Annotated in this window: 29 protein-coding genes; 12 read left to right on the forward strand and 17 right to left on the reverse strand. The window is 61.7% G+C overall.

Translation table 11 applies throughout. From position 1 onward, the window contains the following. Positions 1–76 precede the first annotated feature (76 nt). Together MU551_RS00175 and MU551_RS00180 are read left to right on the forward strand one after the other, a co-directional pair. A complete protein-coding gene (locus MU551_RS00175) occupies positions 77–274 on the forward strand; it encodes a DUF1918 domain-containing protein (RefSeq protein WP_247040124.1) in 198 nt (65 codons plus the stop codon). Then, entirely contained in the window at positions 271–780 is a 510-nt protein-coding gene (locus MU551_RS00180; protein ID WP_247040125.1) for an NUDIX domain-containing protein, read from the forward strand. Before MU551_RS00175 ends, MU551_RS00180 begins: the two co-directional genes overlap by 4 nt. Before the next feature lie 18 nt (positions 781–798). Here the strand turns inward: MU551_RS00180 and MU551_RS00185 are convergent, their stop codons facing one another. Beyond that, the gene (locus MU551_RS00185; RefSeq protein WP_247040566.1) at positions 799–1,503 is read right to left on the reverse strand and encodes an endonuclease/exonuclease/phosphatase family protein; all 705 of its coding nucleotides are present in this window, start codon (positions 1,501–1,503) and stop codon (positions 799–801) included. A 224-nt stretch (positions 1,504–1,727) separates the two neighbouring features. On the opposite strand from MU551_RS00185, the gene MU551_RS00190 reads away from it, so the two are divergent. Both MU551_RS00190 and MU551_RS00195 read left to right on the forward strand, forming a co-directional pair. Continuing rightward, positions 1,728–2,534 (forward strand): thioesterase family protein, encoded by an 807-nt coding sequence (locus MU551_RS00190; RefSeq protein ID WP_247040126.1) that lies wholly within the window; start codon positions 1,728–1,730, stop codon positions 2,532–2,534. Next, positions 2,531–3,274: a lipoate--protein ligase family protein gene (locus tag MU551_RS00195; RefSeq protein ID WP_247040127.1), complete on the forward strand. Its 744-nt coding sequence runs from the start codon at positions 2,531–2,533 to the stop codon at positions 3,272–3,274. The genes MU551_RS00190 and MU551_RS00195 overlap by 4 nt, the downstream gene beginning before the upstream one ends. 32 nt (positions 3,275–3,306) lie before the next feature. On the opposite strand, the gene MU551_RS00200 is transcribed toward MU551_RS00195, so the two are convergent. Continuing rightward, the gene (locus MU551_RS00200) at positions 3,307–3,576 is read right to left on the reverse strand and encodes a mycoredoxin (protein ID WP_247040128.1); all 270 of its coding nucleotides are present in this window, start codon (positions 3,574–3,576) and stop codon (positions 3,307–3,309) included. 135 nt (positions 3,577–3,711) lie between these two features. Here MU551_RS00200 and MU551_RS00205 point away from each other — a divergent pair, with 135 nt between their 5' ends. From MU551_RS00205 to MU551_RS00215, 3 genes are all read left to right on the forward strand, one after another. After that, positions 3,712–4,500: an SOS response-associated peptidase gene (locus MU551_RS00205; protein WP_247040567.1), complete on the forward strand. Its 789-nt coding sequence runs from the start codon at positions 3,712–3,714 to the stop codon at positions 4,498–4,500. 80 nt (positions 4,501–4,580) lie between these two features. Further along, a complete protein-coding gene (locus MU551_RS00210; RefSeq protein ID WP_247040129.1) occupies positions 4,581–5,078 on the forward strand; it encodes a hypothetical protein in 498 nt (165 codons plus the stop codon). Further along, positions 5,075–6,886, forward strand: coding sequence for a glycoside hydrolase family 15 protein (locus tag MU551_RS00215; protein ID WP_247040130.1), 1,812 nt, complete (start codon positions 5,075–5,077; stop codon positions 6,884–6,886). Before MU551_RS00210 ends, MU551_RS00215 begins: the two co-directional genes overlap by 4 nt. 43 nt (positions 6,887–6,929) lie before the next feature. Here the strand turns inward: MU551_RS00215 and MU551_RS00220 are convergent, their stop codons facing one another. The 3 genes from MU551_RS00220 to MU551_RS00230 all read right to left on the reverse strand — a co-directional run bounded on the left by MU551_RS00220 (position 6,930) and on the right by MU551_RS00230 (position 10,243). Next, entirely contained in the window at positions 6,930–8,270 is a 1,341-nt protein-coding gene (locus tag MU551_RS00220; protein ID WP_247040131.1) for an ABC transporter substrate-binding protein, read from the reverse strand. Positions 8,271–8,372: 102 nt separating this feature from the next. After that, a complete protein-coding gene (locus MU551_RS00225; protein WP_247040132.1) occupies positions 8,373–9,314 on the reverse strand; it encodes a carbohydrate ABC transporter permease in 942 nt (313 codons plus the stop codon). Between the two features lie 2 nt (positions 9,315–9,316). Continuing rightward, a complete protein-coding gene (locus MU551_RS00230; protein WP_372489761.1) occupies positions 9,317–10,243 on the reverse strand; it encodes a carbohydrate ABC transporter permease in 927 nt (308 codons plus the stop codon). Positions 10,244–10,351: 108 nt separating this feature from the next. Between MU551_RS00230 and MU551_RS00235 the strand changes: the two genes are divergently transcribed. Continuing rightward, entirely contained in the window at positions 10,352–11,515 is a 1,164-nt protein-coding gene (locus MU551_RS00235) for a LacI family DNA-binding transcriptional regulator (protein ID WP_308198277.1), read from the forward strand. On the opposite strand, the gene MU551_RS00240 is transcribed toward MU551_RS00235, so the two are convergent. From MU551_RS00240 to MU551_RS00255, 4 genes are all read right to left on the reverse strand, one after another. Then, entirely contained in the window at positions 11,505–12,530 is a 1,026-nt protein-coding gene (locus tag MU551_RS00240) for an NAD-dependent epimerase/dehydratase family protein (protein ID WP_247040133.1), read from the reverse strand. The genes MU551_RS00235 and MU551_RS00240 overlap by 11 nt on opposite strands. Positions 12,531–12,547: 17 nt before the next feature. Continuing rightward, on the reverse strand, positions 12,548–13,420 hold the full coding sequence (locus MU551_RS00245) for a hypothetical protein (RefSeq protein WP_247040134.1): 873 nt from the start codon (positions 13,418–13,420) through the stop codon (positions 12,548–12,550). Positions 13,421–13,560: 140 nt separating this feature from the next. Further along, entirely contained in the window at positions 13,561–13,941 is a 381-nt protein-coding gene (locus MU551_RS00250; protein WP_247040135.1) for a VOC family protein, read from the reverse strand. 30 nt (positions 13,942–13,971) lie between these two features. After that, entirely contained in the window at positions 13,972–14,928 is a 957-nt protein-coding gene (locus MU551_RS00255) for a phosphotransferase (RefSeq protein WP_247040136.1), read from the reverse strand. A 94-nt stretch (positions 14,929–15,022) separates the two neighbouring features. Here MU551_RS00255 and MU551_RS00260 point away from each other — a divergent pair, with 94 nt between their 5' ends. Further along, a complete protein-coding gene (locus MU551_RS00260) occupies positions 15,023–15,502 on the forward strand; it encodes a hypothetical protein (RefSeq protein ID WP_247040137.1) in 480 nt (159 codons plus the stop codon). Here the strand turns inward: MU551_RS00260 and MU551_RS00265 are convergent. Further along, positions 15,499–16,074 carry a TOPRIM nucleotidyl transferase/hydrolase domain-containing protein gene (locus MU551_RS00265; RefSeq protein WP_247040138.1) on the reverse strand — a complete coding sequence of 192 codons (576 nt, stop codon included), beginning with the start codon at positions 16,072–16,074 and terminating at the stop codon, positions 15,499–15,501. The genes MU551_RS00260 and MU551_RS00265 overlap by 4 nt on opposite strands. Before the next feature lie 310 nt (positions 16,075–16,384). Between MU551_RS00265 and MU551_RS00270 the strand changes: the two genes are divergently transcribed. Further along, positions 16,385–16,720, forward strand: a complete 336-nt coding sequence (locus MU551_RS00270) for a hypothetical protein (protein WP_247040139.1) — start codon at positions 16,385–16,387, stop codon at positions 16,718–16,720. Here the strand turns inward: MU551_RS00270 and MU551_RS00275 are convergent. The 5 genes from MU551_RS00275 to MU551_RS00295 form a co-directional block, all read right to left on the reverse strand. Further along, positions 16,683–18,944, reverse strand: coding sequence for an alpha-galactosidase (locus MU551_RS00275; RefSeq protein ID WP_247040140.1), 2,262 nt, complete (start codon positions 18,942–18,944; stop codon positions 16,683–16,685). The two genes, MU551_RS00270 and MU551_RS00275, sit on opposite strands and share 38 nt — an antisense overlap. An 8-nt stretch (positions 18,945–18,952) precedes the next feature. Continuing rightward, a complete protein-coding gene (locus MU551_RS00280) occupies positions 18,953–19,918 on the reverse strand; it encodes a glycoside hydrolase family protein (RefSeq protein ID WP_247040141.1) in 966 nt (321 codons plus the stop codon). 52 nt (positions 19,919–19,970) lie between these two features. Beyond that, positions 19,971–20,855: a carbohydrate ABC transporter permease gene (locus MU551_RS00285; protein ID WP_247040142.1), complete on the reverse strand. Its 885-nt coding sequence runs from the start codon at positions 20,853–20,855 to the stop codon at positions 19,971–19,973. Next, entirely contained in the window at positions 20,855–21,826 is a 972-nt protein-coding gene (locus tag MU551_RS00290) for a carbohydrate ABC transporter permease (protein WP_247040143.1), read from the reverse strand. The genes MU551_RS00285 and MU551_RS00290 overlap by 1 nt, the downstream gene beginning before the upstream one ends. 78 nt (positions 21,827–21,904) lie before the next feature. After that, positions 21,905–23,260: an extracellular solute-binding protein gene (locus tag MU551_RS00295; RefSeq protein ID WP_247040144.1), complete on the reverse strand. Its 1,356-nt coding sequence runs from the start codon at positions 23,258–23,260 to the stop codon at positions 21,905–21,907. Positions 23,261–23,492: 232 nt separating this feature from the next. Between MU551_RS00295 and MU551_RS00300 the strand changes: the two genes are divergently transcribed. After that, on the forward strand, positions 23,493–24,509 hold the full coding sequence (locus tag MU551_RS00300; RefSeq protein ID WP_308198278.1) for a LacI family DNA-binding transcriptional regulator: 1,017 nt from the start codon (positions 23,493–23,495) through the stop codon (positions 24,507–24,509). Between the two features lie 145 nt (positions 24,510–24,654). Here the strand turns inward: MU551_RS00300 and MU551_RS00305 are convergent, their stop codons facing one another. Further along, positions 24,655–24,795 (reverse strand): hypothetical protein, encoded by a 141-nt coding sequence (locus tag MU551_RS00305; protein ID WP_247040146.1) that lies wholly within the window; start codon positions 24,793–24,795, stop codon positions 24,655–24,657. Positions 24,796–24,938: 143 nt separating this feature from the next. On the opposite strand from MU551_RS00305, the gene MU551_RS00310 reads away from it, so the two are divergent. Next, complete coding sequence (locus tag MU551_RS00310; protein ID WP_247040147.1) at positions 24,939–25,259, forward strand: chorismate mutase; 321 nt, start codon at positions 24,939–24,941, stop codon at positions 25,257–25,259. 7 nt (positions 25,260–25,266) lie between these two features. Here MU551_RS00310 and MU551_RS00315 read toward each other — a convergent pair whose 3' ends face one another. Next, positions 25,267–25,653 carry a hypothetical protein gene (locus MU551_RS00315; RefSeq protein WP_247040148.1) on the reverse strand — a complete coding sequence of 129 codons (387 nt, stop codon included), beginning with the start codon at positions 25,651–25,653 and terminating at the stop codon, positions 25,267–25,269. Positions 25,654–25,695 lie beyond the last annotated feature (42 nt).

The raw sequence follows: 25,695 nt of genomic DNA on the forward strand, positions 1-25,695 counted from the left end.
GGTTTCGATTCCCTGCCAGCACCCTGTTCCCCCGGCACGTGGGCGCGAAGTACTCTATGGCTGGGAGGTAAATGCCATGAAAGCAACCCAGGGTGACCGCATCACCATTCGCGGCAAGACGGTCGAGTCATCCGATCGGCACGGTCAAATCATTGAAGTCCGAGGCGAAGACGGCGCTCCGCCTTACCAGGTCAGGTTCGACGACGGTCATGAGACCATCGTCTTTCCCGGCGGTGATTTCGTCGTCGACCGTAAACAGCCACCTGCTGAATGAGCGGAACCATCCGCCAGCCATCAGAAGGTCCGCCCCCGCGCCTTGGTCCCCGTGACCCCGGTGACGCCTGGGTGGAGGGGGAGCGCGGCCGGTACTGGGGCCGCTTCGGAGCCGCCGGCGTCCTGGTCCATGACATCGGGCGCGGCATCCTGCTGCAGCACAGAGCGGTATGGAGCGACCGCGGCGGAACCTGGGGCCTGCCCGGGGGAGCGCTGCATCAGGGTGAGGACGCCGTCGAGGGTGCGCTCCGGGAGGCCTTCGAAGAGGCCGCCGTCCCGCCTGAGAGTGTGAAGGTCCTGTTCACGTCAGTGCTCGATGTCGGCTACTGGTCCTACACCACTGTGGTGGCCCGCGCGCTGGAGCCCTTCGAGCCCGCCATCAATGACCCCGAGAGCATTGCCTTGGAATGGGTTCCACTCGACACTGTCCACCAAAAGGAGCTTCACCCCGGCTTCGCTTCATCCTGGCCCGAACTTCGAACGAGGTTGCTGGAGGATGGGCACTAATCCTTCAGCTGTACTCCGTCACGACTCAGTTATCCCCTGGATGGGTCCGTAGTCTTCGCCGTACTGCGCGGTGACGAGGATGGGCAGGTGATCCGAGGCGCCCCTGGGCAGGGTTTCAACACTTTCGATGTTGAGCCCCAGCGACGTCGCAAAGTCGAAGTGACCCTTGAAAACCTTGTACCGGGTGTAGGTTCTGCGGTCACTGAGGGACAACTCATATCCGGAGTTCTTCATGTGTTCGGTGAGGTTTTTGGTGAAGAACGGATAGTTGAAATCGCCCACCATCAGGGTCATCAGGCCTGCCCCCATACCGAGCAGTTCGGCGTGGGCGGCGTGAATCTGGTTGCGCCGCAAGGAGTTTGACGCCGTCAGGGGAGCAGCGTGGAACGAAGCGATCACCAGTTCGTGGTCGGTCTCCTTGTCCGTGACGCGGATGCCGATCAGCCGTTCGTGGGCGGGCGCGAGGACCAGGTCGTGAAGGGACTTCTTCAGCGCAAACGTCTTCGTTTCATGCGAAGCGAAACGGTCCATCCTGTAATAGATGGCAAGGCCCAGACGGTTGCCCTTGGTTGCATCGGCAAGATGTAGCGGTCCCAGGGTTTCGGGCAGGTCTGTCGTGTCGCACTCCTGCAGGCAGAGGATGTCGATCTCGAAGTCCTGGGTCAGGTTGAGCAGTTCACCGCTGGCCTTGTGCTTCCGGAGGTTGTAGCTGATGACTCGTATCAGGGTGAGCACCTCTTCGGAGGGAAAGTTGGATAGGAAACCAGTCACCGAGTCTACCCAGTCGAAAGCGTGCGTGCCGGAAATGTCTTCAGCGCGTCCGCACGGCCAAGGGTGCACCGTCCCAATGCTGTCGGCCCAATCCGTCGGCCGCCGACGGCGGAAGGACGCCCCGGAAAGAGATAGTGTGTTCTGGAATCTGCAACAGCGAGGCGAAAGGGTCACCGTTGACTGCTGCTCTCCCGGAACTTGCCGAAGGCGACTTCTACTACCAGGCCTTAGGCGGCGGACGTTTCCGCTCCACCATTCACGCCCAGGGCGCCTGGAATGAGCATGAACAGCACATGGCTCCGGCGTCGGGGCTGATGGCTGAGTGCCTGGAACGTCACGAGCCGCGCACCGGATTGAGGATGGCCCGCGTCAGCTACGAGATCCTTGGACTGATTCCGGGCGGCGAATTCAGCATCGTAACAACAACCTTGCGCCCGGGACGCACTATCGAGCTCGTTCAGGCGGAACTTGTAGCTGGCGGCCGGGTCGCCATCCGGGCTTCGGCATGGCGGATGATGACGAGCGATACCTCCGCCGTCGCCGCCGTCGAGGAAATCCCGATCCCGGCGCTGGAGGACTGCAAGCCGTACGACGGCGCCAGCGTCTGGCCTGGCGGTTTTATCGCTTCCCTGGAAATGCGGGTGGCTGAAGGGCATCGTCCCGGCTCCGGCAAGGTATGGCTTCGCACTTCGCATCCCCTGACAAACGCATCGGACAGCAGCGACGTGGCACGGCTCATTGGCCTGGTTGACACGGCCAACGGCATTGCGGCGCGGGTGCCTCCGGGCGCCGGCAGTTATGCCTTTCCCAATGTGGACCTGCAGATCCATATGTACCGCGAGCCGTCCGGTGAATGGCTGGGTCTGGATAACGCCGTCTCGTTCGGTGCTGACGGCATTGGGCTGACCTCAACGGTTTTGCACGATCTCCAGGGTCCCTTCGGCCGGGCAGAACAGATCCTGACCCTGCGCAAAACCCCATGACAACCGGGACGCCGCCGACGCTTACAGTGATCCGGCAGGAGGAATCACTTGGAGCGGCGCGGGATCTGGAGTTCGGCATCGAGCTCCTTGGCAAGGTCAAGGCCGGGGAGATTGGCCCCAGCCTCAGGCTCTACCGTCCCGCACCCACAGTTGCCTTCGGCCAACGGGATGCCAATCTTCCCGGCTTCGAGGCCGCTGCTGAAGCATGCCGGGAGCTGGGATTCGAACCCTTGGTGCGGAGGGCCGGGGGCAGGGCTGCTGCCTACCACGAGGGCACCCTGGTTATCGATCATGTCGAACCGAACCGTGACGCCATTGCCGGGGCAAAAGGAAGGTTTGCGTTCTTCGGAGAGCTTCTGGCCGAGGCTCTACGCAGCGTCGGCGTGCAGGCCGCCGTGGGAGAAATACCCGGGGAGTACTGCCCGGGTGAGTTCAGTGTCCACGGACAGGCAGCTGACGATCCTGGCCACCAGGTCAAGCTGATCGGCACGGCACAGCGTGTTGTGTCCGGGGGGTGGCTGTTCAGCTCGGTGATTGTTGTGGAGAATTCCGAACCGATCCGCCAGGTCCTCACCGCCACTTACGCTGCCCTGGGACTTGACTGGGATCCGCGGACGGCAGGAGCGGTCAACGATCTGGTACCCCGCCTCGATGTATCGGCCATCGAAGCAGCAGTCATCACCACCTATGCCGGCTACGCAAGCCTCAGCCACGGGGCCTTCGCAAGCGTGCATCCCTAAGGGTCCGCCTTGGCGTTCAGGCGGACACTTTCCTAGAGTGTGGCCAAGGCTCCGAGGCGGCTCTTGACCTCTGCGAGCGAAGGGTTGGTGGCCGCAGTGCCGTCGGGGAACAGGACGGTGGGGACCGTCTGATTGCCGCCGTTGAGTTGCTCCACGAGTTCGGCGGTGCCGGCGACTTCCTCGATGTTGATTTCGGTGTAGCCGATGCCTTGGCCATCAAGCTGCTTCTTCAGCCGGTTGCAGTAACCGCACCAGGTGGTCGAAAACATGGTGATGGTGCCGTCTTCGGGGGTAAAGTCCACGGGTTTCTCCTTGGTTCAGGGGGTTCCTTTGTCTCAACGGTAACCCGCAGGCCGGTATTCCATTGTTCTTGAGTGCCCTACATGACACCGTACGGGGAGTGGTGGCATGCTGATCGGATGTGTGGACGCTACGTGATGGCCCGGGCCGTGGGAGACCTGCTTGCCAAATTTGACGCTGAGTTGGACCAGGAAATCGCGGTGCAGCCCTCATGGAACATTGCTCCCACCACTGACGTTCCCGTTGTGCTGGAAAGGCTGATCGACGGCGGGGTGACCCGGAAGCTGCATCTGGCGCGCTGGGGGTTGGTTCCCTCGTGGGCCAAAGATCCCGGCATTGGCGCCAAGATGATCAACGCACGCAGCGAAACAATCCTTGAGAAACCCGCCTTCCGCGAAGCTGTTTCCTCAAGGCGCTGCGCTGTGCCGGCTGACGGCTACTACGAATGGAAAGGCTCGGGCAAAGCCACGCAGCCCTATTATGTCCGCGCGGCGGATGAGGGCGGAATGGTCTTCGCCGGTGTGTACGAATGGTGGAGGGACCTTTCCAAGGCGGTGGGTGATCCGGGCCGCTGGATCCTCTCGACCTCAATCCTGACCGCGTCTTCGCAGACGGAAGGCTCGCCGGAGGGCGCGCCGATGAAAAGATCGCCGCGGAACGGATCCGAAGGGTCGGTCCTTCGGGAGCTGGCAGCACTCCACGACCGGGTTCCCCTGGCCATGAGCGCCGCGACCATGGATGACTGGCTGAACCCTGGAGCTGTGGATGCCGCGGCCCTGGTCGACTTGGTTCGTTCCGAGGCTTACCATGTGGCGGAGGGCTGGAGAATCGACCCGGTGGGCACTGCGGTGGGGAGTGTGCGCAACGATTCCGCACAACTTATCCAGCGGGTGGAACCGGTTATGCCGGCGGAGGCTCTGTTCTAGCCGCTGTCCTTACCCCCGTGAATGATTGACTGCAGGACCGGCTGGTTCTAAAGTCAAAGTGACTAGTTTTAGAAGAGTCGATGTCAGTGGAGGAAACTGAGATGGACTGGCAAGGCTGGGCGCTGTTCGGGCTGCTCGCGACCACCGTGCTGACGGCTGTCATGATCCTTGCGCAAATGGCCGGTTGGACGCGGCTTGACCTGCCGTTGGTGCTGGGCTCCCTCCTCACTCCTGATCCGGATCGAGCGCGGATCGTGGGCTTCTTCATCCACCTCGCAGCGGGCCAGGTGTTCGCCTTGGGATACGCCGCAGTTTTCACCCTCCTCGGCCAGGCGAGCTGGTGGCTCGGAGCAGTGCTTGGACTTCTCCACGTAGCCGTGGCCTTGACGGTAATCCTGCCCATACTGCCGGCAGTCCACCCCCGCATGGCCTCGACGAGGGCGGGCCCTTCCAGTACGGCGGTGCTGGAACCACCAGGCTTGCTTGGCTTGAACTACGGCATTCAGACTCCGGCCGTCGCCATAGTCGCCCACGTGATCTACGGCGCCGTCCTAGGACTCCTGCTGAGGGCATCGTGAAGGCAGCCAACAGGGATCCAGAAGGGCTGGATTACCCGCCCATCGGAGATTACGGGCTGCTGGGTGACACGCGCACGGCGGCCCTTGTCTCGGCAGACGGCGCCATAGATTGGTTTTGCGCCCCCTCATTCGACGGCGAACCTGTCTTCGGGGCACTCCTCGGCGGAGCCGAGGCAGGAACCTTTCTGGCAGGACCCGTCCTGCCTGCACGGCGGGTGGCGCGCCAATACGGCCACCACAGCGCAACCTTGGAAACAGTGTGGAGTCGTGGAGAAAGCAGGCTTATTCTCACCGAGGCAATGGTGGCCGAGGTGTCCGGCCAATTGCTTCCCACGACTATTCTGATCAGGCGACTTCGGGCAGAGGGCTCGCCCATGCCTGCGATCATCGATTTTGACCCCCGGCTTGGCGAAACGCACCGGCGTCCGCGCGTACGGCACGGGCGGCATCTCGTCTGCGAATGGGGGCCCTTGGCCCTGTCCCTTGGATGCAGCCAGGAGCTTCAGCTGGAGCCGGGCAAGCCCGTTTTCCTGACCGTCACCCCTGGCCAGCCGGTGACACTCGTCATGGCCGTGGCCTACGGCGAACCACTAATTTACGTCGACCCGGCCACAGCCTGGGATCTGGTCGAAGCCGATGAACTGCGTTGGCGCGACTGGATGGACGGGATCGATAGCGGCCACACAGTTCCCTTCCGCGACGCGGTCCTCAGGAGTCTGCTCACGCTTCGCCTGCTGACGTATTCTCCTTCCGGTGCGCCTGTTGCGGCCCCCACCACGTCACTTCCTGAAGCTGTGGGCGGAGTACGCAACTGGGATTACAGATATGCGTGGCCACGCGACGCAAGCATAGGAATCGGCTCCTTCCTGGGCGTAGGAAAGTCAGCCGAAGCAGTGCACTTCCTCGGATGGCTATTGCATGCCAGCCGGCTCCAGCGGCCTCGTCTGCCTGCCCTTCTGACTTTGGCTGGTGGCCGTGCTCCTCAGGAACGCACTCTCGCGGACTGGCCCGGTTATGGGGGCAGCACGCCGGTCCGCACCGGGAATGCGGCCGCTGGCCAACACCAACTGGACGGCTATGGCTGGGTCCTGGATGCTGCCTGGCTATTCGTGGCAAGCGGCCAGCGGCTTTATTCGGAAACCTGGAGGGCCATGCGGGGATTCGCCGACCTTGTGGCCAGGCACTGGAGGGATCCGGATGCCGGGATCTGGGAAATCCGGGCGGACGCATCCCACCATGTGCACTCCAAGATGATGGGATGGCTGACGCTGGACCGCGCCCTCCGGATCGCTGAAACCCATCATCTTCGCCCGTCACAGCGACGGCAATGGGAAAAGGCCAGGGACGATGTCGCCGAAGAGATCAAGAGCAAGGGTTTCGACCCCATCCTGAACTCCTACACCCGTACCTTCGGATCCTCTGACCTGGACGCAGCGCTGCTGGTCCTTCCGGTCATCGGCCTCGAGGAAAGAGACTCGCCCCGCGTCAAAGGAACAGTCGACGCCGTTCGGAAGGAACTGTCCGCAGGTTACCCGTTCCTCTACCGCTACCCGCCCGGACGGGATGGTCTTCCGGGAACGGAGGGCGCCTTTTTGCCCTGTTCATTCTGGCTCGTTCAAGCCCTGGCATTTACCGGCAGGCGCTCCGAAGCCAACGAACTCTTCGAAGCGCTTTTGGGTGTGGCCAACCCGCTGGGCCTCTACAGCGAAGAAATCGATCCTGCTACCGGAGCCATGCTCGGGAACTTTCCCCAGGCCCTCACCCATGCCGCGCTTGTCCAGGCAGCCCTGGCACTTCGCGACGCGTGAATGGGGTCGCGGACCTTATGCCCGCGCCCCCATTGTGATTCATCTACTCCTTTACCGTGAAGCCCTGCTCGGTGCCGTACTTGACCGTGGCCTTTTGCCAGGCGTCCAACCCCTCCGTGAGTTTCGTATCAGAGACGTAGGCCTGGCCGACGGTGTCATTGAAAATGCTGTTGGCGTACACCTGGAACGGCAGGTAGGACCAACCCTGGACCACGTTTTGAGCGGACTCGGCAAAGACCTTGTTTGCCTGCTGGCCGCCGAAGTACTTGAATTCCGCGTTGAGGAATTCGGGGGAAGAGATTTCCTTTGCGGTGGCGGGGAAGGAGCCGCCGTCGATGCGGGTCTTCACGCCGTCGTCCACGTTTGAGTACTTGAGGAAGCCATACGCAAGGGCAGCGCGGCTGCCGGCGGCCGGCATGGCCAGCGAACTGCCGCCGTTTTCGGAGCTGCTCTTGGCGCCTTCCTCCCACTGGGGAAGGGGTGCCACACGCCATTTGCCTTCCCCTTCGGCCACTCCGGAGGACAGGTTGCCGGGCATCCAGGCACCGATGGGAAGAGTGGCGATGGTTCCGCTGCCAAGGCCCTTGTACCACTCATCGCTCCAGGAACCGACGGGAGCCAGGAGCTTCTCGTCGATGAGCTTCTGCCAGGTTTCGGCGAACTTTTTGGAGCCTCCCTCGGAGAAGTTGACGGTGACGTTGCTGCCGTCCACCTTGTATGGCTTTCCGCCGGCCTGCCAGATCATGCTCGTCGTAAAGCCCGCGTCTCCGGTGTCATTGGCGATGTAGGCGTTCGGATCCGCCTTCTTCAAGGCACGCCCGGCTTCGAGGAATTCGTCCCAGGTCTTGGGCACGGCTATCCCGTGTTTGTCGAACACCTCTTTGTTGTAGAACAGTGCCATGGGGCCTGAGTCCATCGGCAACCCGTAAACCCCGCCTGCGGCCTGCACTGAAGACCAGGGGCCGGGGGTGAAGGTGTCTTTGAGTTCCGCGGCGCCGAACTGGGAGAGATCTGTCACGGACTTGGCAAGCGAAAACTGGGGGAGTGCGTAGTACTCGATCTGCGCAACGTCAGGGACGCCGGATCCGGCTGAGATGGCGTTCTGAAGGGCTGTGTACTGGTCATTGCCCGTGCCGGCGTTGACGAGTTCCACATCGACGTTCGGGTACTTGGCTTCGAAGCCTTCCACCACCTTCTTCAGTGTGGGCTCCCAGGCCCATACTGTGAGCTTGCCGCCCTTTTGAAGAGCTTCTTCGACGGCGTTGCTGCTGACGGCCTGCTGGCCAGCCGGAGCGGTTCCGCCGCAGCCGGTCAGGCCCAATGCCAGTGCCGCTGCGACTGCCGAACCTTGCAACAGGCCGCGACGGGTCAGTGTTTTGTTCATGGTCTTCCTTCTACTTGCGTTAGTGGTGCATGTGCGGAGTGCGGTGGTACCGAGTGCGTTCTGGAGAGCCCGCTACGACGGACCCATGGTGGGAGGAGGACGTTATTCTTTGACGCTTCCGGCCGAGAGGCCTGACTGCCAGTAGCGCTGCAGGAGCAGGAAGGCGGCGATGAGGGGCAGGATGGTGAGCAGCGATCCAGTAATGACGAGGTTGAAGATTGCTTCGCCTCCGGCGGTGGCGGCCTGGGCGTTCCAGGCGTTCAGCCCAAGCGTGAGCGGGTACCAGTCCGGGTTCTTCAGCATGATCAGCGGGAGGAAGTAGTTGTTCCACGTCGCGACCATCGTGAACAGCAACACAGTGACAATGCCGGGCGTCAGCAGGGGAAGGCACACTTGGAAGAACGTCCGGGCTTCGCTGGCTCCATCGATGCGGGCGGACTCGAGGATCTCGGTGGGGATCGCTTCGGAAGCGAACGTCCACATGAGGTAAAGGCCGAACGGGGAGATCAGCGAGGGGATGATTACGGCCCAGGGAGTGTTCGTCAGACCCATTTGGCTGAACATGAGGAAGGTCGGAACAGCCAATGCTGTACCCGGTACGGCGACGGCGCCGATAACGACGGCAAAGACACCTTTCTTGCCTGGGAAATCGAACTTCGCGAGCGCATAGCCGCCAAGCACGGCAAGGAAGGTGGCGCCCCCGGCGCCGAGAACTACGTACAGGACAGTGTTGGCGAGCCAACGGAGGAATATGCCGCCATCATAAGTGGCAGTTCGGACGATGTTGTCCCACAGGGCGAAGTCGTTGTCGAACCAGAGGCCGAAGGAGCTGAAAAGTCCTTCCTGGGTTTTGGTGGAGTTGACGAGCAGCCAGAACAGCGGCGCAAGACTGTAAAGGAGGACCAACCCCATGGCGAGGGTCAGCCCAATGCTTCGCCGTGATCGGCGTTTCGGGGCAGCTCGAGGGGACCGGAGCCGCACGGGGGAAGCGGTTCGTCCGGCCGGCGGGATGGTGCCGGGGCGGGTGGCCGTGGGGGTGCTCATGGTCAGCGTTCCTTTCGCATGCCGCGAACCTGGACGGCGAAGGCGATTGCCATCGTGAGCAGGCCCATGATGATGGCAACTGTGGCGGAGTAGTTGTACTGCTGGCCTGAGAAGGAGAGGGAGTAGGCGTACAGATTGGGGGTGAAGAATGTGGAAATGGTGTTTGGTGACAGGCTCTTGAGGATGCTCGGTTCGTTGAAGAGCTGGAAGCTTCCGATGACGGAGAAAATCGTCGCAACCACAATGGCGCCTCGGATGGCCGGCAGTTTGATGGCTGTAATGACCCTGAGCTGCCCCGCCCCGTCGATTTCGGCTGCCTCATAGAGCGACTTCGGAATCACCGTAAGCGCGGAGAAGAAGATCAGCATGTTGTAGCCGATGAACTCCCACGTCACGATGTTCCCGATCGAGAGAAGGACGAGTTCGGCGGACAGCGGGCTCGGCAGTGACAGCCCGAACGCCTGATTAATGTTCCCGACCAAGCCGAAGCGTGTTCCGTACATGAATCCCCACATAAGGGCAGCCACCACAGCGGGTACTGCATAGGGCAGGAAGATCGAAATGCGGAAGAAGGACTTCCCGTACAAGCGGCCGCTGTCCAGCGCCAGGGCCACAAGCAGCGCGATAAAGAGCATCACCGGTACCTGGACGGTAAGGAATAGTGAGACCCGGCCCAGGGCAGACCAGAACTGCGGATCAGTCAGGGCGCGGACGTAATTGTCCAGGCCAACGAAGCTGGTCCCGCCGATGAGTTGGTTCCGGAAGACGCTCAGGTAGATCGAGTACGTGATTGGCGCGAGGAATACCAGGGCAAACACCGCCATAAAAGGTCCGATGAACCACCATCCTGTCCAGGCTCGCCGGCGGGGTCTCCGCGTGACTGCATCGGAAGCCGCGGGCGCGGCCAGCGTAGGGGACGCCATTGTCATGAAAGGTCCTTTGCGTTCTCAGGTGAGTGGAAGCAGGGCTTTGGTTACGTAAACATAGTTCGGCCCGTAATAAGTGTTTACGTAAACATGATTGGGTACGATGTTGGCATGCTCACAAAGTCTGGTCAACCTCGCGGTCACAGCGGCCCCGGTCACAGTGTCACAAATCCGGACGGGTCACAGGGCCAGGATGACGACTCCGAAGGACGCCCTGCTGCCGGGGAAGCCCGGCCAGGGTCTGCCCCCAGGGACCGGAAGCGGCGCGTGTCCATGGCTGATGTGGCAAAGCTGGCTGGCGTGTCCTCACAGACGGTCTCCAGGGTATCCAATGGCAGCCCGGACGTCATTGAGGTGACCCGCCAGCAGGTCATCTCCGCCATGAATGAGCTCGGATACCGGCCCAACAGTGCTGCAAGGGCGCTGAAGCGGGGCAGCTTCCGCACCATCGGCGTTATCCTCTTCTCCCTCTCCTCGATCGGCAATGTCAGGACTTTGGAGGCCATTGCCCTGCATGCCGCCACAAAGGATTTCGCCATCACGCTCATCCCGGTGACAGCACCGACCCAGGCCGAAGTTCAGGGGGCGTTCTCCCGCATGGGCGAGCTGGCCGTCGACGGCGTTATCGCCATCATGGAGATCCATCTCCTGGATGCTGCGACAGTCTCGGTTCCGCCGGGAGTCAAGGTCGTCGTCGTGGATTCCAATGCCGGTGAGACGTACAGCGTGGTCGATACGGATCAGGCCGACGGCGCGCATAAGGCCGTGGAACACCTTCTTGAACTGGGCCATCAGACTGTCTGGCATGTGGCCGGACCGGAGGAATCGTTTGCGAGCGGGCGGCGCCAGCAGGCCTGGCGTGAAACCCTGCTCGCCCACGGTAAGGAAGTGCCGCCGGTGGTGCGTGGAGACTGGTCAGCCGAGTCGGGCTACGAAGCCGGACTCTGGCTCGCCGGGCAGGAGGGCTGCACGGCAGTTTTCACGGCCAACGATCACATGGCACTCGGCGTCCTCCGCGCATTCCGGGAGAAGGGCAAGGCAGTCCCCGAGGACATCAGTCTGGTGGGATTCGACGACGTGCCGGAAGCGTCGTCCTACAGCCCGCCCCTGACGACAGTTCACCAGGACTTTGCGCAGGTAGGGCACCGCTGCGTGGACGATGTCCTCCGCCAGATCCGGAGCAATTCCACCGAGCCCGGTATGACTCTCGTACCCACGAACCTTGTGGTGCGCCAGAGCACGGCGGCGCCGCGGGACATCGACGTCAGTGCGTGAGTACTTTCAGGTGCTCATCTTCGGCCGCGTAGTCGAAGCGTCCCTCGAAGAAGGGCAGATTCTGGGCTCCTGCGCCGTCTCTCTGGAAGGTGCCAGCTAGCCAATCGAGGGTTTCGGCCGCGGTCTGCGCGTACGTTCCCACTGGAACATAGCCGAGTTCGGAAGCGGCGCTCATGTCCAGCACCATCGGCGAGGCGCTGTCCCAAGGCGTCCGTCCGACGTCGGACGTGGGGTCCTCTTCCAATAGCACTTCCCTCCAGGAGTACCGGAAATGCCGCGCTGCGGCGCGCGCAATCTCCAGGACAGTCGGCGCATCAGGATCTGCTCCGTTGAGCACACGGGCTCCGGGCAGCCCTGCGACAGTTTCGATCAGTGCTGCGACGTTTACGGCGGCGCTGGTGTGATCGATTGACTTCCCTCCGTTCCGGAGGAAAATTGCGGAGCGACGGTCCAGGATCCGCTTCACGAAGAACCATTCGCGAGCGGGAGCTGCACCTTGGCCATGAACTTTTGAGGCCCTGATGACAGTGACCGGATTCCCGCTGTCCAGGAAGGCTTGTTCTGCGGCGACCTTGTTGGGTCCGTAGCCTTCGGCCGTCCTGTAGTCGCCACTTCCTGGAGGTATGGTCGGATTCGTCTCAGAGATGGGGCCATGGAATTGCGGGCGAACCTCAGAGTTGACGTGCCGGCCATCGTTGTCGATGTACACGGCCTTGCTTGAGATCATGACGGTTGACCCGATGGACCCCAGGAACGGGATCACGAGCCGGGCGTCGGCGGCAGTGAAGGCAAGGCAATCAACCAGCAGATCGGCGCCATCGTTCAGGGCTGACCGGAGTGACGATGCATCCATCCGGTCCAGGATCTGGTGCCTGGCACCCTTGGCTTCCAGATCCGCGGGCATCCGTCCAGGGTTCCGGCTGCACACATCGACCTGCCAGCCAGCGGCCAGCAGTCTGCGCGCCGCAGCCTGCCCGATAACCCCGGTTCCTCCCAAAATTACAGCTTTAGACATCCCCCGACTCTATCGGCTCAGCTGCTGCCTCCCGCCCCTCCCGTGGCCGTAGACGTCGGGCCCTCGGTAGCTTCCTCAAGTTCCGTGCCCGACGGCGACGGCTCGGATGTGTTGCCGGGCCCGGTCCCTGTCGGGGACGGGGAGACGCTTGCTGTGCTGGTGGGTGAGCTTGTGGTTGTCGGTGAGGAAGCGTCGTCGGCCTTGTCCAGGACTTCGTTGATGAGTTTCTCCAGTTCCTTCTGGTCATCGTCGCCGAGGGCGGCTCCGCTCTTCGTAGCCACGACGAGCAGCCTGTCCTTCCCGGCGGAAACCTGCATCAGCATGTCCGATGTGCCTTCGCCACGGGTGCTGAGCGTGGCGAACGTTTCGTCCGCGTCAGTTTCGGCCTGGAGTTCTTCACTTTTAACATCGAGCCGTTGGCCTGCGACGTCGACAGTGAACTGGGCGCATTCGCCCATCTTTCCCCGGATATCCCTGACCAGTGACTCGGCGTCGGCTCCGTCCGGGCCGGACTGTGCTGACAAGGTGCGGGGTTCCTCACTCTCGGAAATAGCCACGGCTACTTCGCCATTTTCCACGCTCTCGAGCAACCCGGCAGTGGCAATGGACCTGCAGCCGCCGGGATTCACGGTTGCTGTTCCCATCAGGAGCCGCGCAATCCGCTCACCCTGGTCAACCTGGTCCGGGGAGTAGAGCCGGAGCTCGTTCCCGTCGTCGTCCTTTACTCCTGACACCAGATCCCGGAGCTCTTCCTCGCTGTAGACCTTGCTTTGCGCCTCTGTGGGGGTGGGACTGCCGGGGCTGGTGGTGCCTGACCCGCCACCTCCGGTGCAGGAGGACAGGGCGACGGCGGCCGCCGCAGCAATACTGAGCACGGACAAGTTCTTCACTTGAACCACCCCTAAATAATCGAAAGCATGCTTATGAATTCAAGATTAGGGCTGATCGCTGTGCCGGCATAGAACTTCCGGGGCTGTAGGAGTTTTTTGTATTCAGACCGTGACGTTGCCGCAGCGGGGGTGATTGAGACTCATTTTTCGTCTTCGACGTCCTGGACGGATCGGGATAGCAGACAGAACTCGTTTCCCTCGGGATCGCTTAGGACCACCCAACTGACGTCCCGTCCCTGGCCCACGTCTGTGCGCCGCGCACCGAGGGCGAGCAGCCGCTGGAGCTCCTCGCTGGTGGACACGCCGTCAGCCCGCAGGTCGAAATGCAGCCGGTTCTTGACGGTCTTGCCCTCGGGCACTGCGATGACATCAATGGAAGGCCAGCTCGAATCGTGCGGTCCAATGCTGATGATGTCCGTATCCTCATCGACAACGTGCCACCCAAGGACGGCGCACCAGAAATCGGCCACCACCTGTGGCTGGATCGCGTCGATGGCAATGACAGCTAATTGGCTCGGCATGGCACCACGATACCCACCGTGGCGGGGACATTACACAGCCCTTGCCCACCCGGCAGGATCGTCGCCGGGCGGGATGGCATTGATTCCCTGCCACAGCGTAAGTGCGTGCAGCCATTGCCGTTCAAGCCGAGTAAGTGGCCGCACTGATTCGTATCCGTGCAGAAAGGCCTCGCGGACGCTGGCTGGTGTTGGTTGCCAGTTGGTGAACCGGGTTCCGAGGTAGATGGAAGCGTTCGCGAGGTCGCTGACGCAGTAGTCCAGGGCGACCTCGTCGAAGTCGAGAACTGCGATGATCTCAGTACCAGAGGTGAGCACGTTGGAGGCCCGGTAGTCGTTGTGGATCAGCTGCGGCTCTCGATCGATCTTCGGGAGCGACGCTATCCGGTCACGTAGTCTTGCGGACGCTGCCGGCGCCCTCCCGGTGTCCTGATGCTGTAGCCAGGCCTCTAGGCGCTGACGTAAATCCAGGGATCCACCTGTGTGTCGGCCTAACTTGGTCAGCCGGCTGTCTCTCTGCTTTGCCAAAGCGCCATGCAAGCGGGCCAGACATGCCCCAGCCGTTCGAACCGCTGTGTCAGCAGTGGTGTCAAGCAGTTCGCCGTTTATATGAGGTTGCACCGCGACGGACGAGGAATCGATGATCACCCGGTGCCTGCCATCAGTGGCCGCCAGCGGGGGCGCCACTGGCAGCCCTTCTTTGTGCAGCACATTAAGCAAATCCGCCGTTCCGGCAAATTTGACGAATTGATCCTGGTCCCGGGACCACTTTGCAACCAAGGCTCCGCGGTCTGTGCTGATCCATGCGATGGCGTTGTGGCCGCTGATGATAATTCGCTCGCACGTGTGGACCTCAATGGCCCAGGCGTTGGCAAGGACCTTGGTAAGCCAGCCGGCCGCTTCGTCGAAGCTGCCGAGGCCAAACCTGTTCTTTAGCGCGCTCTGCGGTTCGGTCGATTCCCACAGCATCGATAACCCGGTTGGAAACATCTTCAGAAGTCTAATACTGCGGAGTTGATTGTCTTTGATATTGGGTCCGAAGGGATGATGTCATCTCGCTTGACCGGGCGGTAACGTCGTGACCGTGAGCTACTACGTCAGAGCGTTTTGTACCCATGGCGACCCTCCTCCGCTGGGGCCGGTCCTCGCATACTCCGCGGAACGTGGAGCCAGTCTCACGCTCGATCCCGAGATCAGCAATCCGGACGTCGACGACGGCGACTGGGAGCAGGTTGGCGTCGTCTACAAAGAGAACAAGGCGTCGATCCTGTTCGAAGTCAATCGTGACGAGGGGGACGAGTCTCTCATGCGCGAAGAAATCGTCGAGTTCATAGAGTTGCTCGAGGATGTGCCCAAGGGTTGGAATCGAAGAAGGGTGGAGAAACATCTCCGGAAGACCCGGTTCATCGTTTCGGCACGGCTGCCGGTCTTCGACATTGACGACGATGGCTACGCGGCCTTGGGGCATGTCCTGACCTACTTGGTTGAGAACAACGGTGCAATGACCCAGGCCGATGGAGAGGGCTTTTACGAGGGCGGGAAGGTCATCCTCGTGCTCGACTAAGTGTGATGTCCCTGCGGAGGCGCGGCAGGGGAGAACGATGCGACGAGGCGGGCGAGCGGCGGGGGTGCTTGTCCAGCTGGCAGTGCGTCGACGAGCAGTCGCGCGTATCGGGCCTTGTTGCCGCTGCGTCCTCCAAAGAACCGGCGCAGCTGCGCCGTTACGGGACGCTCGCGCTGTGAAGGCTGGCGTTGGAGGATCCGGAACGATGCGAGCTCACCTTGAGCCTCGATGACGTTGAGTACGGCGTCGATCCCGAGGCAGCGGATGAGTTCGTCCTCCAGATCAACATCACAGACCTGGAACCCAAGCTCGGCCAGCGAACCGGAACCAATACGTGCCCGTTCGAGCGCGCGGGCGACGCCACGAGCCTCCCCGGCATCACACAGACCAAGCAACCGGTTCCCTGGGGCGTCCGGGTGGCGGTCGAGGAAGTGGACGATGCTGGTGGCGCCTCCCATCGGCACGACGGTCACCCGCTCGGCCGTCAGGTCATGGCCAAGGCGTAGCGCAAGAGTCTCTACAGCCACCCGGTCACTCTCGCCCTCAACCAACACCGTCGTCGTTGCGTGCATAGAACCAGTATGGCGAATGCCAGCCGGGAGATCTCTCGCGCCGCCGTCGACGTCTGGCTCAGTGCATAAAGCCACTACCATCGCTGTCGCGGTCGTACTTACCGCAACGAGTGCACCGCCTATAGCGGCCGCTGCCATCCTCTGAAGATTCTATGTGCCAGGCGTGGCGCAAATTGAGTTTGCACATGAGCATCTTGAGCATGGCGCTCTCCGTTCTGACGCACGCATGCCCCGCAAACCGCGATCGCTACGTGAACAATCCCAAGTTTATGCGGGGCCTCCAACCTGGGCGATAGAGTTCTGACCACTCATGAAAAATAAAAACTACGAAAGTTACCTTGTTTCGCTGGTCAAAAGTTTCGATTATTCGATCTTGAGCGAGGCCGAATGGGATGCGCTAATGGACATTGACGTGTCAGATAACGTGCAGCTGTCACAGGCGATTGGTGATGTTGTTAGGCCCGAATACGATTCGTGGGACGCGTCCTCCATGAACATGGCGAAGGAAGCTCTGGAAGCTTGCCTGGCGCTGCCCGATTACGATTTCGCACCGGTTCTCCGCAACGTTGAGATGCCCTTTGGTCCCATTCTGAATCCCCGGGCGTTTTTCATCCTCGTACAGCAGGTAGTGCTCGAACCTTGGTGATGCGGTAGAGGACCACTTGGTCGGGATGCACTCTGGGAGACGCGACGCCGACCCTCGCCAGGACGCTGCCTGGGAATTTCGCTCCGGGGAAGATCACATCATCCTGGGCAGTTCTGCGGAGGGAGATGGGTTCAATCGCCTTGCCGCCGACTGTTGGCTGGCCCCACCATCCGGGCGGCAGCAACCCGGAGGGTGTGGTCCCGGGAAAGACCGGTTCCACCCGGTACGCTGCGTCCGCGTCGAGTCCGCGGAGCTTCAGGCGACCAGCCGGATCCGGGTACAGGCTGTCGAGCGCCGCGACGGCGAAGATCGCTCGCGAACGGTCCCTGCTGACGACGCCGTGAACCAGAACGTTCGAATCAGGGCCGTCCATCCGGACGACATCCCCTGTCAGCAGGAGGCCGCGTTCCTGCTTATAGAACGCGATCCATCGGCGGAGGGCTGAAATCTCCTCGGCAGTAGCCATGGCAAGGTCCCACTCGACGCCGAGGTGCCCGAAGATCGCTGTGCCCGCCCGGAAGGCCAGGTCATGCTGACGCCCTGTGGTGTGCGAGCGCCCCGAAGCGATGTGGGAGCCCATGTACTCCGGCGGCAACAGTTGCGTGGTCCAGCACAGCATGTTCTGCCGGTCGTGGGGGTCGTTATTGTCCGATACCCAGACCCGGTCCGTGTGTTCCAGGACGCCCAGGTCAGCACGGGCGCCGCCCGATGAGCATGATTCGATCTCCAGGCCCGGGTGCACAGACCGGATTTCCTCCAGCAGGGCGTAAAACGCCAGGGTCTGCGCGTGAACGCCGGGGCGTCCTGCTTCGAGCTGGTTGCCCGCCTCGATCAGGTCGCGGTTGTGGTCCCACTTAATGTAGTCGATCGGGTATTCGGCGAGGATCGCCAGGATCTGCTTTTTGACGTGTTCGTAGGCCTCGGGGATGCCGAGGTTGAGGACCTGCTGGTTGCGTGATTCCACGGGCCATTCGGCGCGGGCGGCCATGATCCATTCCGGATGTGCACGGGCTACGTCGCTGTCGGGGTTGACCATCTCGGGTTCGAACCACAGGCCGAACTGCATGCCAAGAGCGTGCACGGAGTCCACCAAGGGGTGCAGTCCGGTCGGCCACACATCCGGGGATACCACCCAGTCACCCAACCCTGAGGTGTCGTCGCGGCGCGAACCGAACCAGCCGTCGTCGAGCACGTACCGTTCGACTCCGAGGGCGGCCGCTCGCTGGGCGAGGTCAATGAGCTTGTTCTCGTCGTGCCCGAAGTAGACGGCTTCCCACACATTGAGAGTAACCGGCCGCTGGGCAGAAACCTGCGGCGTGCGGCTGCGCACGTGCGTGTGGAAGCGGCGTGCCACCTCGTCGAGACCCGTCCCGTAGGAGGCGTAGATCCAGGGACTTGCATAGTTTTCATCCCGGCTCAGACGGATTTCGCCGGGCAGCAGCAGTTCACCAGCGCCAAGCAGCTGCTCGCCGGTGAAGACGCGTTCAGCGTAGTGCTGATGGTTTCCGCTCCAGGCAGTATGGACTGCCCAGACCTCTCCGTTCCCGAATCCGAATCCGGGGGTTCCCGCATGCAGGATGTAGGCGCTGTCGGCCCCTGTACGGCCTTTGCGGTTTTCGCGGAGGTGCGTGCCGGTCCGTAGCGTACCGCGCTGGGGAATCCGTTCGGAGTTGTGGCTGCCGGCGAAGTCCAGCAACTCCGAGGCCTCCGCTGGAATCGGAAAGGACAGGGCGAAATCCTCGAGGGAATACGTCGTCTCGCACAGGTTGGTCAGTTGGGCGCGGCTCCGCAGGAGACCGCTCGGCAGCAGTTCCAGCGTCAGGTCCAGGCGCAGCCGCCCGGCGTCCTCGAGGGCTGTGACTTGGAGAAGACCGGCGCCGGAGGAGGTGAATCCCTCAACAGGTGCACCGTTCAGGGTCAGTGAGTGGGTGCGGAACCTGGGGGACCACCCGGTGCCGTCGAAGGAGCCCCGCAATCCGGGGCGTCCGGTCCAGCCGCTGTGTTGCCCGGGCAGCAAGCCCGGCCGGGGCGGCAGGTCCAGGGTGCCGGAACCGTTCACGGGGATGCTGGCATCAGCCAGGGTGTCGGCCTCCCCTGCTGTCAAAGCCGGAAGTGCGGGTCCCCAGTGGATGATGGCCGGCAGTTGGCCGTCGGTGGCGTCTATCAGCACCGTCACTCCGGCAGCGGTCAGCTGCAGGATGGCGCCCTGGCTATCGGTTGGCATGGAACTCCTCATGCTTTGGTTTGTATTGTCACGGTGGTCAGGCCACCGCGTTCCGAGTCCCAGCGGACCGGTAGGGGATCGGACACGATCCCATCGAAGGAGCCGTCGCTGGCGTCGTGGCAGGCCATCATCACCCATTGGCCAGCCCGGTTTTGGATGAGGCGGCCGCTATAGAGCGGTGCAGTGGTGACTATGGCCGCTGACGCGACGTTGAAGGGTCCGTTCGTATGGTCCGTTTCCAGGCTCCAGATTCCGCCGCCGTCGAATCCTTCTGCCTTCTTGGCCGCGAGCGTGTCCACGCCGCAGGAGAACAACAGCACGGCTCGGTCTCCCATAATGGTGATCTGGGGGACTTCCAGATGTCCGAAGCCGGCACCGGGCCGGCTCAGCGGAGGCCTGACCTCCCACTTCTCCAGGTCCGGCGATACGGCGTGCCCAATGACTCCGCGGTCGTCGACGTCGCCGTTGTTTGCCCGCGCGGTGATCAGCATGTGCCATCCGTCACCTGCCGGGTCAGCGAACACCCAAGGGTCCCGCCAGGCTTCTTCCGGCCAGGTTGAATCGCCGTATTTTTCGTACCAGCGTGCGTCTGGTTCGATTACGACGGCCGGTTGCTTGGTCCAGGTGTGGAGGTCGGGGGAGGTTGCGACACCGATGGATTCGATGTTGTGCGTTTCGTAGAACCGGGCACCGGTATAGAACATCCGCCAGATGCCGTCGGGGCCTTTGAGGACGCTTCCGGTCCAGGTGGCGGTTGCATCAAAGGCGTCTGGGCTATCGGGCTGAAGGACGACGCCGTACGAGACCCAAGTGATCAGATCCTGGGAGATGGCGTGCCCGATGCGGGCGTTGCGGTGCCGGAGCGCCGGGTCGCCCAGACTTTTGGGAGCGTGGAGATAGTACATGTGGAAGGTGGAGCCGTCGTCGGCAAGCCAGAAGTCCCACACCCATGAGTCCTTGAGACTGAAAACCAATGTGAATATGCCTTTTCTGTTGGTGGCTGCGCTCTCGGTAGCCGTGGTGGTGTCAGCCCTTGACTGCGGAGCTGCTGATGCTGGCGACGAACCAGCGCTGGAAGATCAGGAAGACGGCCAGGACCGGGACGATGAACATGGTTCCGAAGGCCAGTACCTGGCCCCACTCCGGTGGCTGCTGGTTTTGGAAGATGCTGATCGCCAGCGGGAGCGGCCGGACGGTGGGATCGGAGACCATGAGGACCGGCCACAGGTAGGAGCCCCACTGGGCAAGGAAGGTAAGAATGGCGACCGTGGCGAATGCAGGCTTGGTGATGGGCACCACGACCTGAAAGAACGTCCGGAATGGTCCGGCACCGTCAAGACGGGCAGCCTCCTCGATCTCGCCCGGAACGTCGAGGAAGAAGGTGTAGAACAGGAAGATCGAGAATGCGTTGGCAATGAACGGAATCGCCTGGATGTAGATGGTGTCCCGCTGACCGGAGAACATGAAGTACAGGGGCAGGGCGACCGCTTCGAATGGGATGATCGTCAGAACAATCACCAGGAGGAAGACGATCTTCTTACCCCGCCATTGCATTCGGGCGAAGGAGTAGGCCGCCATGGAATTCACCAGGAGGCTGCCGGCGACGACCGCGGTGGTGACGATGACAGAGACGGCCGCGAACTGCCCGAAGTATCCGGTGGCCTCTGAACCGAGGTGGTCGAATACGCCTGTGTAGTTGTCGAAGGACATGTTTGTAGGAATGAACCCGCTGAGGCCGCTGAGGACCTCCTCGGACGGGCGGAAGCTTCCCACGATGAGGTAGTAGACGGGCAGGAAGAAGAACAGCGAAACCACAGTCAATATCAGGTAGTGGAGTGCGGTCTGCCAACGGCGTGTGCGTTTCATGCTTCCGCCCCGTCGTGCTGAGTTCAGGGTCCTGGACATCGTCATCAGACGCCTCCTCGCTGTCGCGCCGCGGCGCGTTGAATGATTGCGATCAGGGTGATGATCAGCATGAATATGACCGTCATGGCAGCTGCCTGACCCACGTTGTTGTTGTCGAACCCAGTGTTAATGATTTGGGTCATTACGGTCTCGGTCGACCCGCGGTCCACGCTCCCGGATCGGCTCAGGAGATACACCTGGTCGAAGAGCCGGAAGGAGAAGATTGTGGTGATGAGTGCAACGAAGATCAGCGTGTTTCTGATGCCGGGGACTGTGACGTTCAGGAATTGATCCCATTTGCTCGCCCTGTCCAGCGACGCGGCCTCGTAGAGTTCGGTCGGTACGCTCTGCAGCGCAGCCAGAACGATGATCATCTGGAAGCTCACGCTTTGCCAGATCGACATAACAATGATGGACCCCATCGCCGTGGCAGGATCACCGAGCCAGTCGTGGCTGGTCAAGGTGCCTCCGCTCAAGAACCCGAGAATGGCGTTGAGGAGTCCCTGGTCACCCCGAGAGTAGATGAGGCGCCAGACCACCGCTGTCAGGGCCAGCGGGAACACCAGAGGCATGAAGATGAAGGTCCGGAAGATCACCATGCCGCGCAGCTTGCGGTTGACGAGCACGGCCAGGGCCAGGGCGAGTACGGTCTGGACGGGTACGACGATGAGGGCAAAAGTGAAGTTGTTCAAGAGCGCGTGCCCAAAGGCTGCAGCAAGGTCAGGGTCGGTGAACAAGCGCGTGTACTGTTCGAATCCGACGAAACGTGCGGGACGAGGGCTGTTCAGCTGCACCCGGTAGAAGGACAGTACGAGTGCGAGCACGAAGGGTGCAACCAGGAAGATAGCGAGTCCGAGCAGGGCGGGGCTGGCGAAGATCGGGCCCGCGAACCGATGCCCGCCAAGGCCGGTGGACGATCGCCGCCGGGCAGGCAAAGTGCTGGTTGGGGGCCGCTGAGTTTGTGTTTGCGTCGTCATGATGAGGCTTTCGCTCGGGTCAAGTCCGGGGGCATCCCGACGCCGGTTCTGGCCGGCGTCCGGTCTCCTGATTGGGCTTTACTTCTTGTATCCGTCGTTGTCGGCGAAGTTCTGGTCTATGGCACGGGCGGCAGCGCTCAGGGCCTCTTTCGCGTCTTTGCCTGCGTAAATGGCTGCTTCAGCTTTGCCGACCTGATCGGTGATGATCGGGTAGCCCGCACTCACCGGCCTGGTGACGCTGACGCAGGTGTCGTTGATCTGCTCCTCCGTGCCGCAGGCCTTACTCAGCTGATCCCCCAGGAGCTGCAGTTGCTTGCCGGGGCCGTAGAGGCTGGATGCGGCCAGTGCTGTCTTCGTTGCGGGAGGGGCACCATTGGCCTCGGTGTAGGTTTGTACGCTTTCATCCATCATCAGAAAGTCCAGGAATTTTCCGGCCGCTGCACCGTTCTTCGAACCTGCTCCCAGACCCCAGGCGAAGGTGCCGGAGGCCGTCTTGGTGCCCGTGCCAAAGTCAGGCAAGGGAATGGAGATCAGGTCGCTGCCCAGCGCCTTGTATGTCGGGTAGGTCCAGTGCCCGACCCAGCTCAATGCGACGCGTCCGCTGGTGAATGCCAGTCCGTCAGCGTTGGGATCGGTGTACTTCTTCCAGCTGGCGAACGTTGTCAGGGATTTGACGTTGGCGTCTGAATCCAGCGCTCCGGATGCCTTGTTGTCCTTAAGCATGGTGCCGCCGCCGGACCAGATGACTGGCCCGGCCGAGCAGCAGGTTCCCCATTCACCGGCAAATCCGTACTGCTCTGAAAGGTCCAGCGGTTTCCCCCCCGGGACCACAGCGGCGAGTTTGTCCAGGACGCCTGTGAACTCCTCAGCCGTCCAAGCCTTTTCCGGCGTGGTCGGGTAGGCAACACCTGCGGTGTCAAGGAGTTTCTTGTTGCCCCAGAGGGCAAGGCCGGCGTTCATCATGCCAACGCCGTACACAGCATCATCGACCGTGTTCTGCCCCTTGATGGAGTCGGTCTGGTTCGAGAGCGTCGCTTCGGAGACAGAGCCCTTCAACGGGGCCATCTTGCCGTTGTAGACGAAGCTGGCCAACGTTGGCCCGTCGAAGTCCAGAACATCAGGCAAATCACCCGGCGCAGCAGAATTCACGGCCTTTGTGTATTGGTCGGAGGGGAAGAGCTTGAGATTGACTTTGATCTTGCCCTGCGAACTCTCGAAGTTCGAGATGATCTTTTTCAGCGCGTCGTTCTCGGCCGCCTGACCGTCGACAGCCCAGACATTGATCGTGCCCTCGCCGGAGCCCGCCTCGACGGCGGAACCGGTGCTGCCCGCTCCGGAGCCGCCGCAGCCGGTGAGCGTCAGCGTGGCGATGGAGACAGCGGCAACCGCGGTGAGGATCCGCGCCCCGCTGTGAGGCTTTGGATTGGTCATCATCATTGATTCCTTAGGAGGATGAGAAATTTTTCTGGAAGCGTTGAGAATGCCTGGATATCGTCAGGCGGGGAACGTGAGGAGGATCACTACTCGTTGGCTCAAATCTGAGTCTACGCGGGTAGAACTGATCACGCAAGCATCATTAACTGGCCTTGAGACACGAGGAATGGTGTCGCAATTCCGAAATCAACCCGGGTAGAATGTTGTTACAAGGAAGTGGAAGGTGGTCTTCGTGGCAGGTCTGCAGGTTCAGCCCGGATCCGGAAAAGTAACGCGAACCGACGTGGCCCGCTACGCGGGGGTGAGTACGGCAGTTGTCAGCTACGTCATCAACGGTGGCCCAAAGCCGGTGGCTGCAGCAACCGCGGCGCGGGTACGTGAAGCCATCAAAGTACTCCAGTACCAGCCCAATGCAACGGCCCGGGCCTTGACTATGGGTTCTGCACGGCTGCTGGGCATGATTGTTCCCGACAGCACCAACCCTTACTTCGCGGAGCTCACTGACGCTATTGCGCAGGTAGCTGCCGCCCGTGGTTACGCACTCCTGGCAGCCAACTCCCGCACGGACGCCGAAACCGAGCGGCAAAACACTCTCAGCCTCGTGTCGCGGCAGGTGGACGCGATCATCCTCGCCACAGTGCTCAGCCCTAGCGAAGTCGCGGCCATGCCGGTCCAGGGGATTCCCCGGGTGCTGATTGACCAATCGAGCACTGTACACGGCGTACCCACGGTCAGTACTGATTTTGAACAAGGAGCTGTCGCAGGTGTGCAGCACCTCATCGGCCACGGACACCGGGACATCGCCATTTTGGTGGGCAGGGACATTGACCCCTCCCGCGTGGATCCGCGACACAACGGCTGGAAGACGGCGCTCCGGGACGCAGGCCTAACCGAGGGGCCAGTGGAATTCACTGACTTCACCCGGCAAGGCGGCTACGAGGCCACCCGCCGGCTGCTGGAACGACCCAAGCGGCCCACGGCAATCTTTGCGAGCTCCGACCTGCTGGCGGTTGGCGCATTGCTCGCCCTCCACGAGGCCGACCTGTCCATACCGGACGACATCGCCGTCGTCTCGTTCGATGGAACCTCCGAATCTGAATTCAGCTGGCCTCCGCTCACCACAGTCAGGCAATCCATCAACCTGATCGCCGAAGCTGCCGTCCGGGCGGCCCTCTCTTCCGACGATTCAGAAGGCAAGGCCCAGCTCCTGGCCACAGAGCTCATAATCCGCCGGTCCTGCGGCTGCTGAAAGAGCCGCATGGCAGCCAGCCGACTGCCGGGTTCAAAGGACGAGGAAAACACGACCGGCTGCATCGCAGGCAGTGACTTGAGCGAGAGTTACCCGAGCCTTTCCTCACAGAGTGTCTTCTGTAGCGCTCCACACCTGCTCCTCCTTAAAGGCGTACGAATTTCCCCGCCGAAAATTGGACGTGAAGGGGCAGTGCCAACTGGATATGGGTAAGGCCGACCGGTTCGTCGAGCAGCTCGTTGATAGACGTCTGCCCTTCCAGCTCGCCGGTAGGTTCCTTGTCCATGTATCGACCCTATGTGTGTCCTGATGGTCCTGAATCCCAAGACACGCGGATCAGTCCTTGCCAGTCTGTCGTAAACCCCTACTCTGCGAACGCCAAGGGAGATGAAGTCGACTCGGGTTGCAAGGTTAGATACTGTCAGTCACATGCCCACAGATCACGGACTCGACAAGAACGCCCAGGCCGACAAGGAACAGCTCGCCGCGGTGCGTGTGGCCGTTGACGAAGTGGACGAGCAGATCGTCAGCCTCATCGCCCGCCGCGAGCGGCTGATCCGCATAGCCGGGACGCTCAAGGGGGACAGCGCAGAAGTACGCGCCCCGGGCCGGGTGGAGCGCATCATCGAGCACGTCCGGTCCGCAGCCGAAAAGAAGGGCATAGATCCCGGCCTGGTGGAAACGACCTATCGGACCATGATCTCCGAATTCATCGAACTGGAACTCAAAGTCCAGAAGGACAACGACTGATTCAGCTTCAGAGTGATTCCTGGACCTGAACGCCTGCCTGGAAATCCCGCCCGTCGGCTTCGCTGAAGGCTGATATCAAGTGCCCCTTGCCGAGACCCAATATGGTGCTCAGCGGAAAATGCCCGGTAATGGTGCTGCCTGAATGCTCCACGCCCTCGAGGTCGAAGTTCTCTTCGGTGCCGTCATGGTTGAAGGCATAGAACGAAACGGCCTCGCCGTTCATGAACTCGATGCCAAGCCTTCGTTGATGTGAAAAGTCAGGAGTGGACGCCACAAGCCCCACGACGTAGGCGCCCGAGGACGGAATATTGCCGTCAATATCGAAAGTCGCCACCAAATGTGAATTTTTGGCGGCGATGCTGGCGTTTCTCAGGAGTGCTTCATTGGAACTCATGGCTCCATCCTGCTCTCTGCTTCCCCTTCCGTCCACCCCCGA

Origin of the sequence: Arthrobacter rhizosphaerae, from assembly GCF_023062595.1 — a bacterium.
Lineage (GTDB): Bacteria > Actinomycetota > Actinomycetes > Actinomycetales > Micrococcaceae > Arthrobacter > Arthrobacter rhizosphaerae.

Coding starts and splice junctions, on each gene's coding strand:
- MU551_RS00290 (WP_247040143.1), bottom strand. CDS start 21,826: ATGACGACGCAAACACAAACTCAGCGGCCCCCAACCAGCACTTTGCCT.
- MU551_RS00210 (WP_247040129.1), top strand. CDS start 4,581: ATGTCAGTGGAGGAAACTGAGATGGACTGGCAAGGCTGGGCGCTGTTC.
- MU551_RS00195 (WP_247040127.1), top strand. CDS start 2,531: ATGACAACCGGGACGCCGCCGACGCTTACAGTGATCCGGCAGGAGGAA.
- MU551_RS00285 (WP_247040142.1), bottom strand. CDS start 20,855: ATGACGATGTCCAGGACCCTGAACTCAGCACGACGGGGCGGAAGCATG.
- MU551_RS00315 (WP_247040148.1), bottom strand. CDS start 25,653: ATGAGTTCCAATGAAGCACTCCTGAGAAACGCCAGCATCGCCGCCAAA.
- MU551_RS00175 (WP_247040124.1), top strand. CDS start 77: ATGAAAGCAACCCAGGGTGACCGCATCACCATTCGCGGCAAGACGGTC.
- MU551_RS00265 (WP_247040138.1), bottom strand. CDS start 16,074: ATGCACGCAACGACGACGGTGTTGGTTGAGGGCGAGAGTGACCGGGTG.
- MU551_RS00220 (WP_247040131.1), bottom strand. CDS start 8,270: ATGAACAAAACACTGACCCGTCGCGGCCTGTTGCAAGGTTCGGCAGTC.
- MU551_RS00230 (WP_372489761.1), bottom strand. CDS start 10,243: ATGACAATGGCGTCCCCTACGCTGGCCGCGCCCGCGGCTTCCGATGCA.
- MU551_RS00295 (WP_247040144.1), bottom strand. CDS start 23,260: ATGATGACCAATCCAAAGCCTCACAGCGGGGCGCGGATCCTCACCGCG.
- MU551_RS00235 (WP_308198277.1), top strand. CDS start 10,352: ATGCTCACAAAGTCTGGTCAACCTCGCGGTCACAGCGGCCCCGGTCAC.
- MU551_RS00275 (WP_247040140.1), bottom strand. CDS start 18,944: ATGCCAACCGATAGCCAGGGCGCCATCCTGCAGCTGACCGCTGCCGGA.
- MU551_RS00270 (WP_247040139.1), top strand. CDS start 16,385: ATGAAAAATAAAAACTACGAAAGTTACCTTGTTTCGCTGGTCAAAAGT.
- MU551_RS00250 (WP_247040135.1), bottom strand. CDS start 13,941: ATGCCGAGCCAATTAGCTGTCATTGCCATCGACGCGATCCAGCCACAG.
- MU551_RS00305 (WP_247040146.1), bottom strand. CDS start 24,795: ATGGACAAGGAACCTACCGGCGAGCTGGAAGGGCAGACGTCTATCAAC.
- MU551_RS00225 (WP_247040132.1), bottom strand. CDS start 9,314: ATGAGCACCCCCACGGCCACCCGCCCCGGCACCATCCCGCCGGCCGGA.
- MU551_RS00240 (WP_247040133.1), bottom strand. CDS start 12,530: ATGTCTAAAGCTGTAATTTTGGGAGGAACCGGGGTTATCGGGCAGGCT.
- MU551_RS00255 (WP_247040136.1), bottom strand. CDS start 14,928: ATGTTTCCAACCGGGTTATCGATGCTGTGGGAATCGACCGAACCGCAG.
- MU551_RS00310 (WP_247040147.1), top strand. CDS start 24,939: ATGCCCACAGATCACGGACTCGACAAGAACGCCCAGGCCGACAAGGAA.
- MU551_RS00180 (WP_247040125.1), top strand. CDS start 271: ATGAGCGGAACCATCCGCCAGCCATCAGAAGGTCCGCCCCCGCGCCTT.
- MU551_RS00205 (WP_247040567.1), top strand. CDS start 3,712: ATGGCCCGGGCCGTGGGAGACCTGCTTGCCAAATTTGACGCTGAGTTG.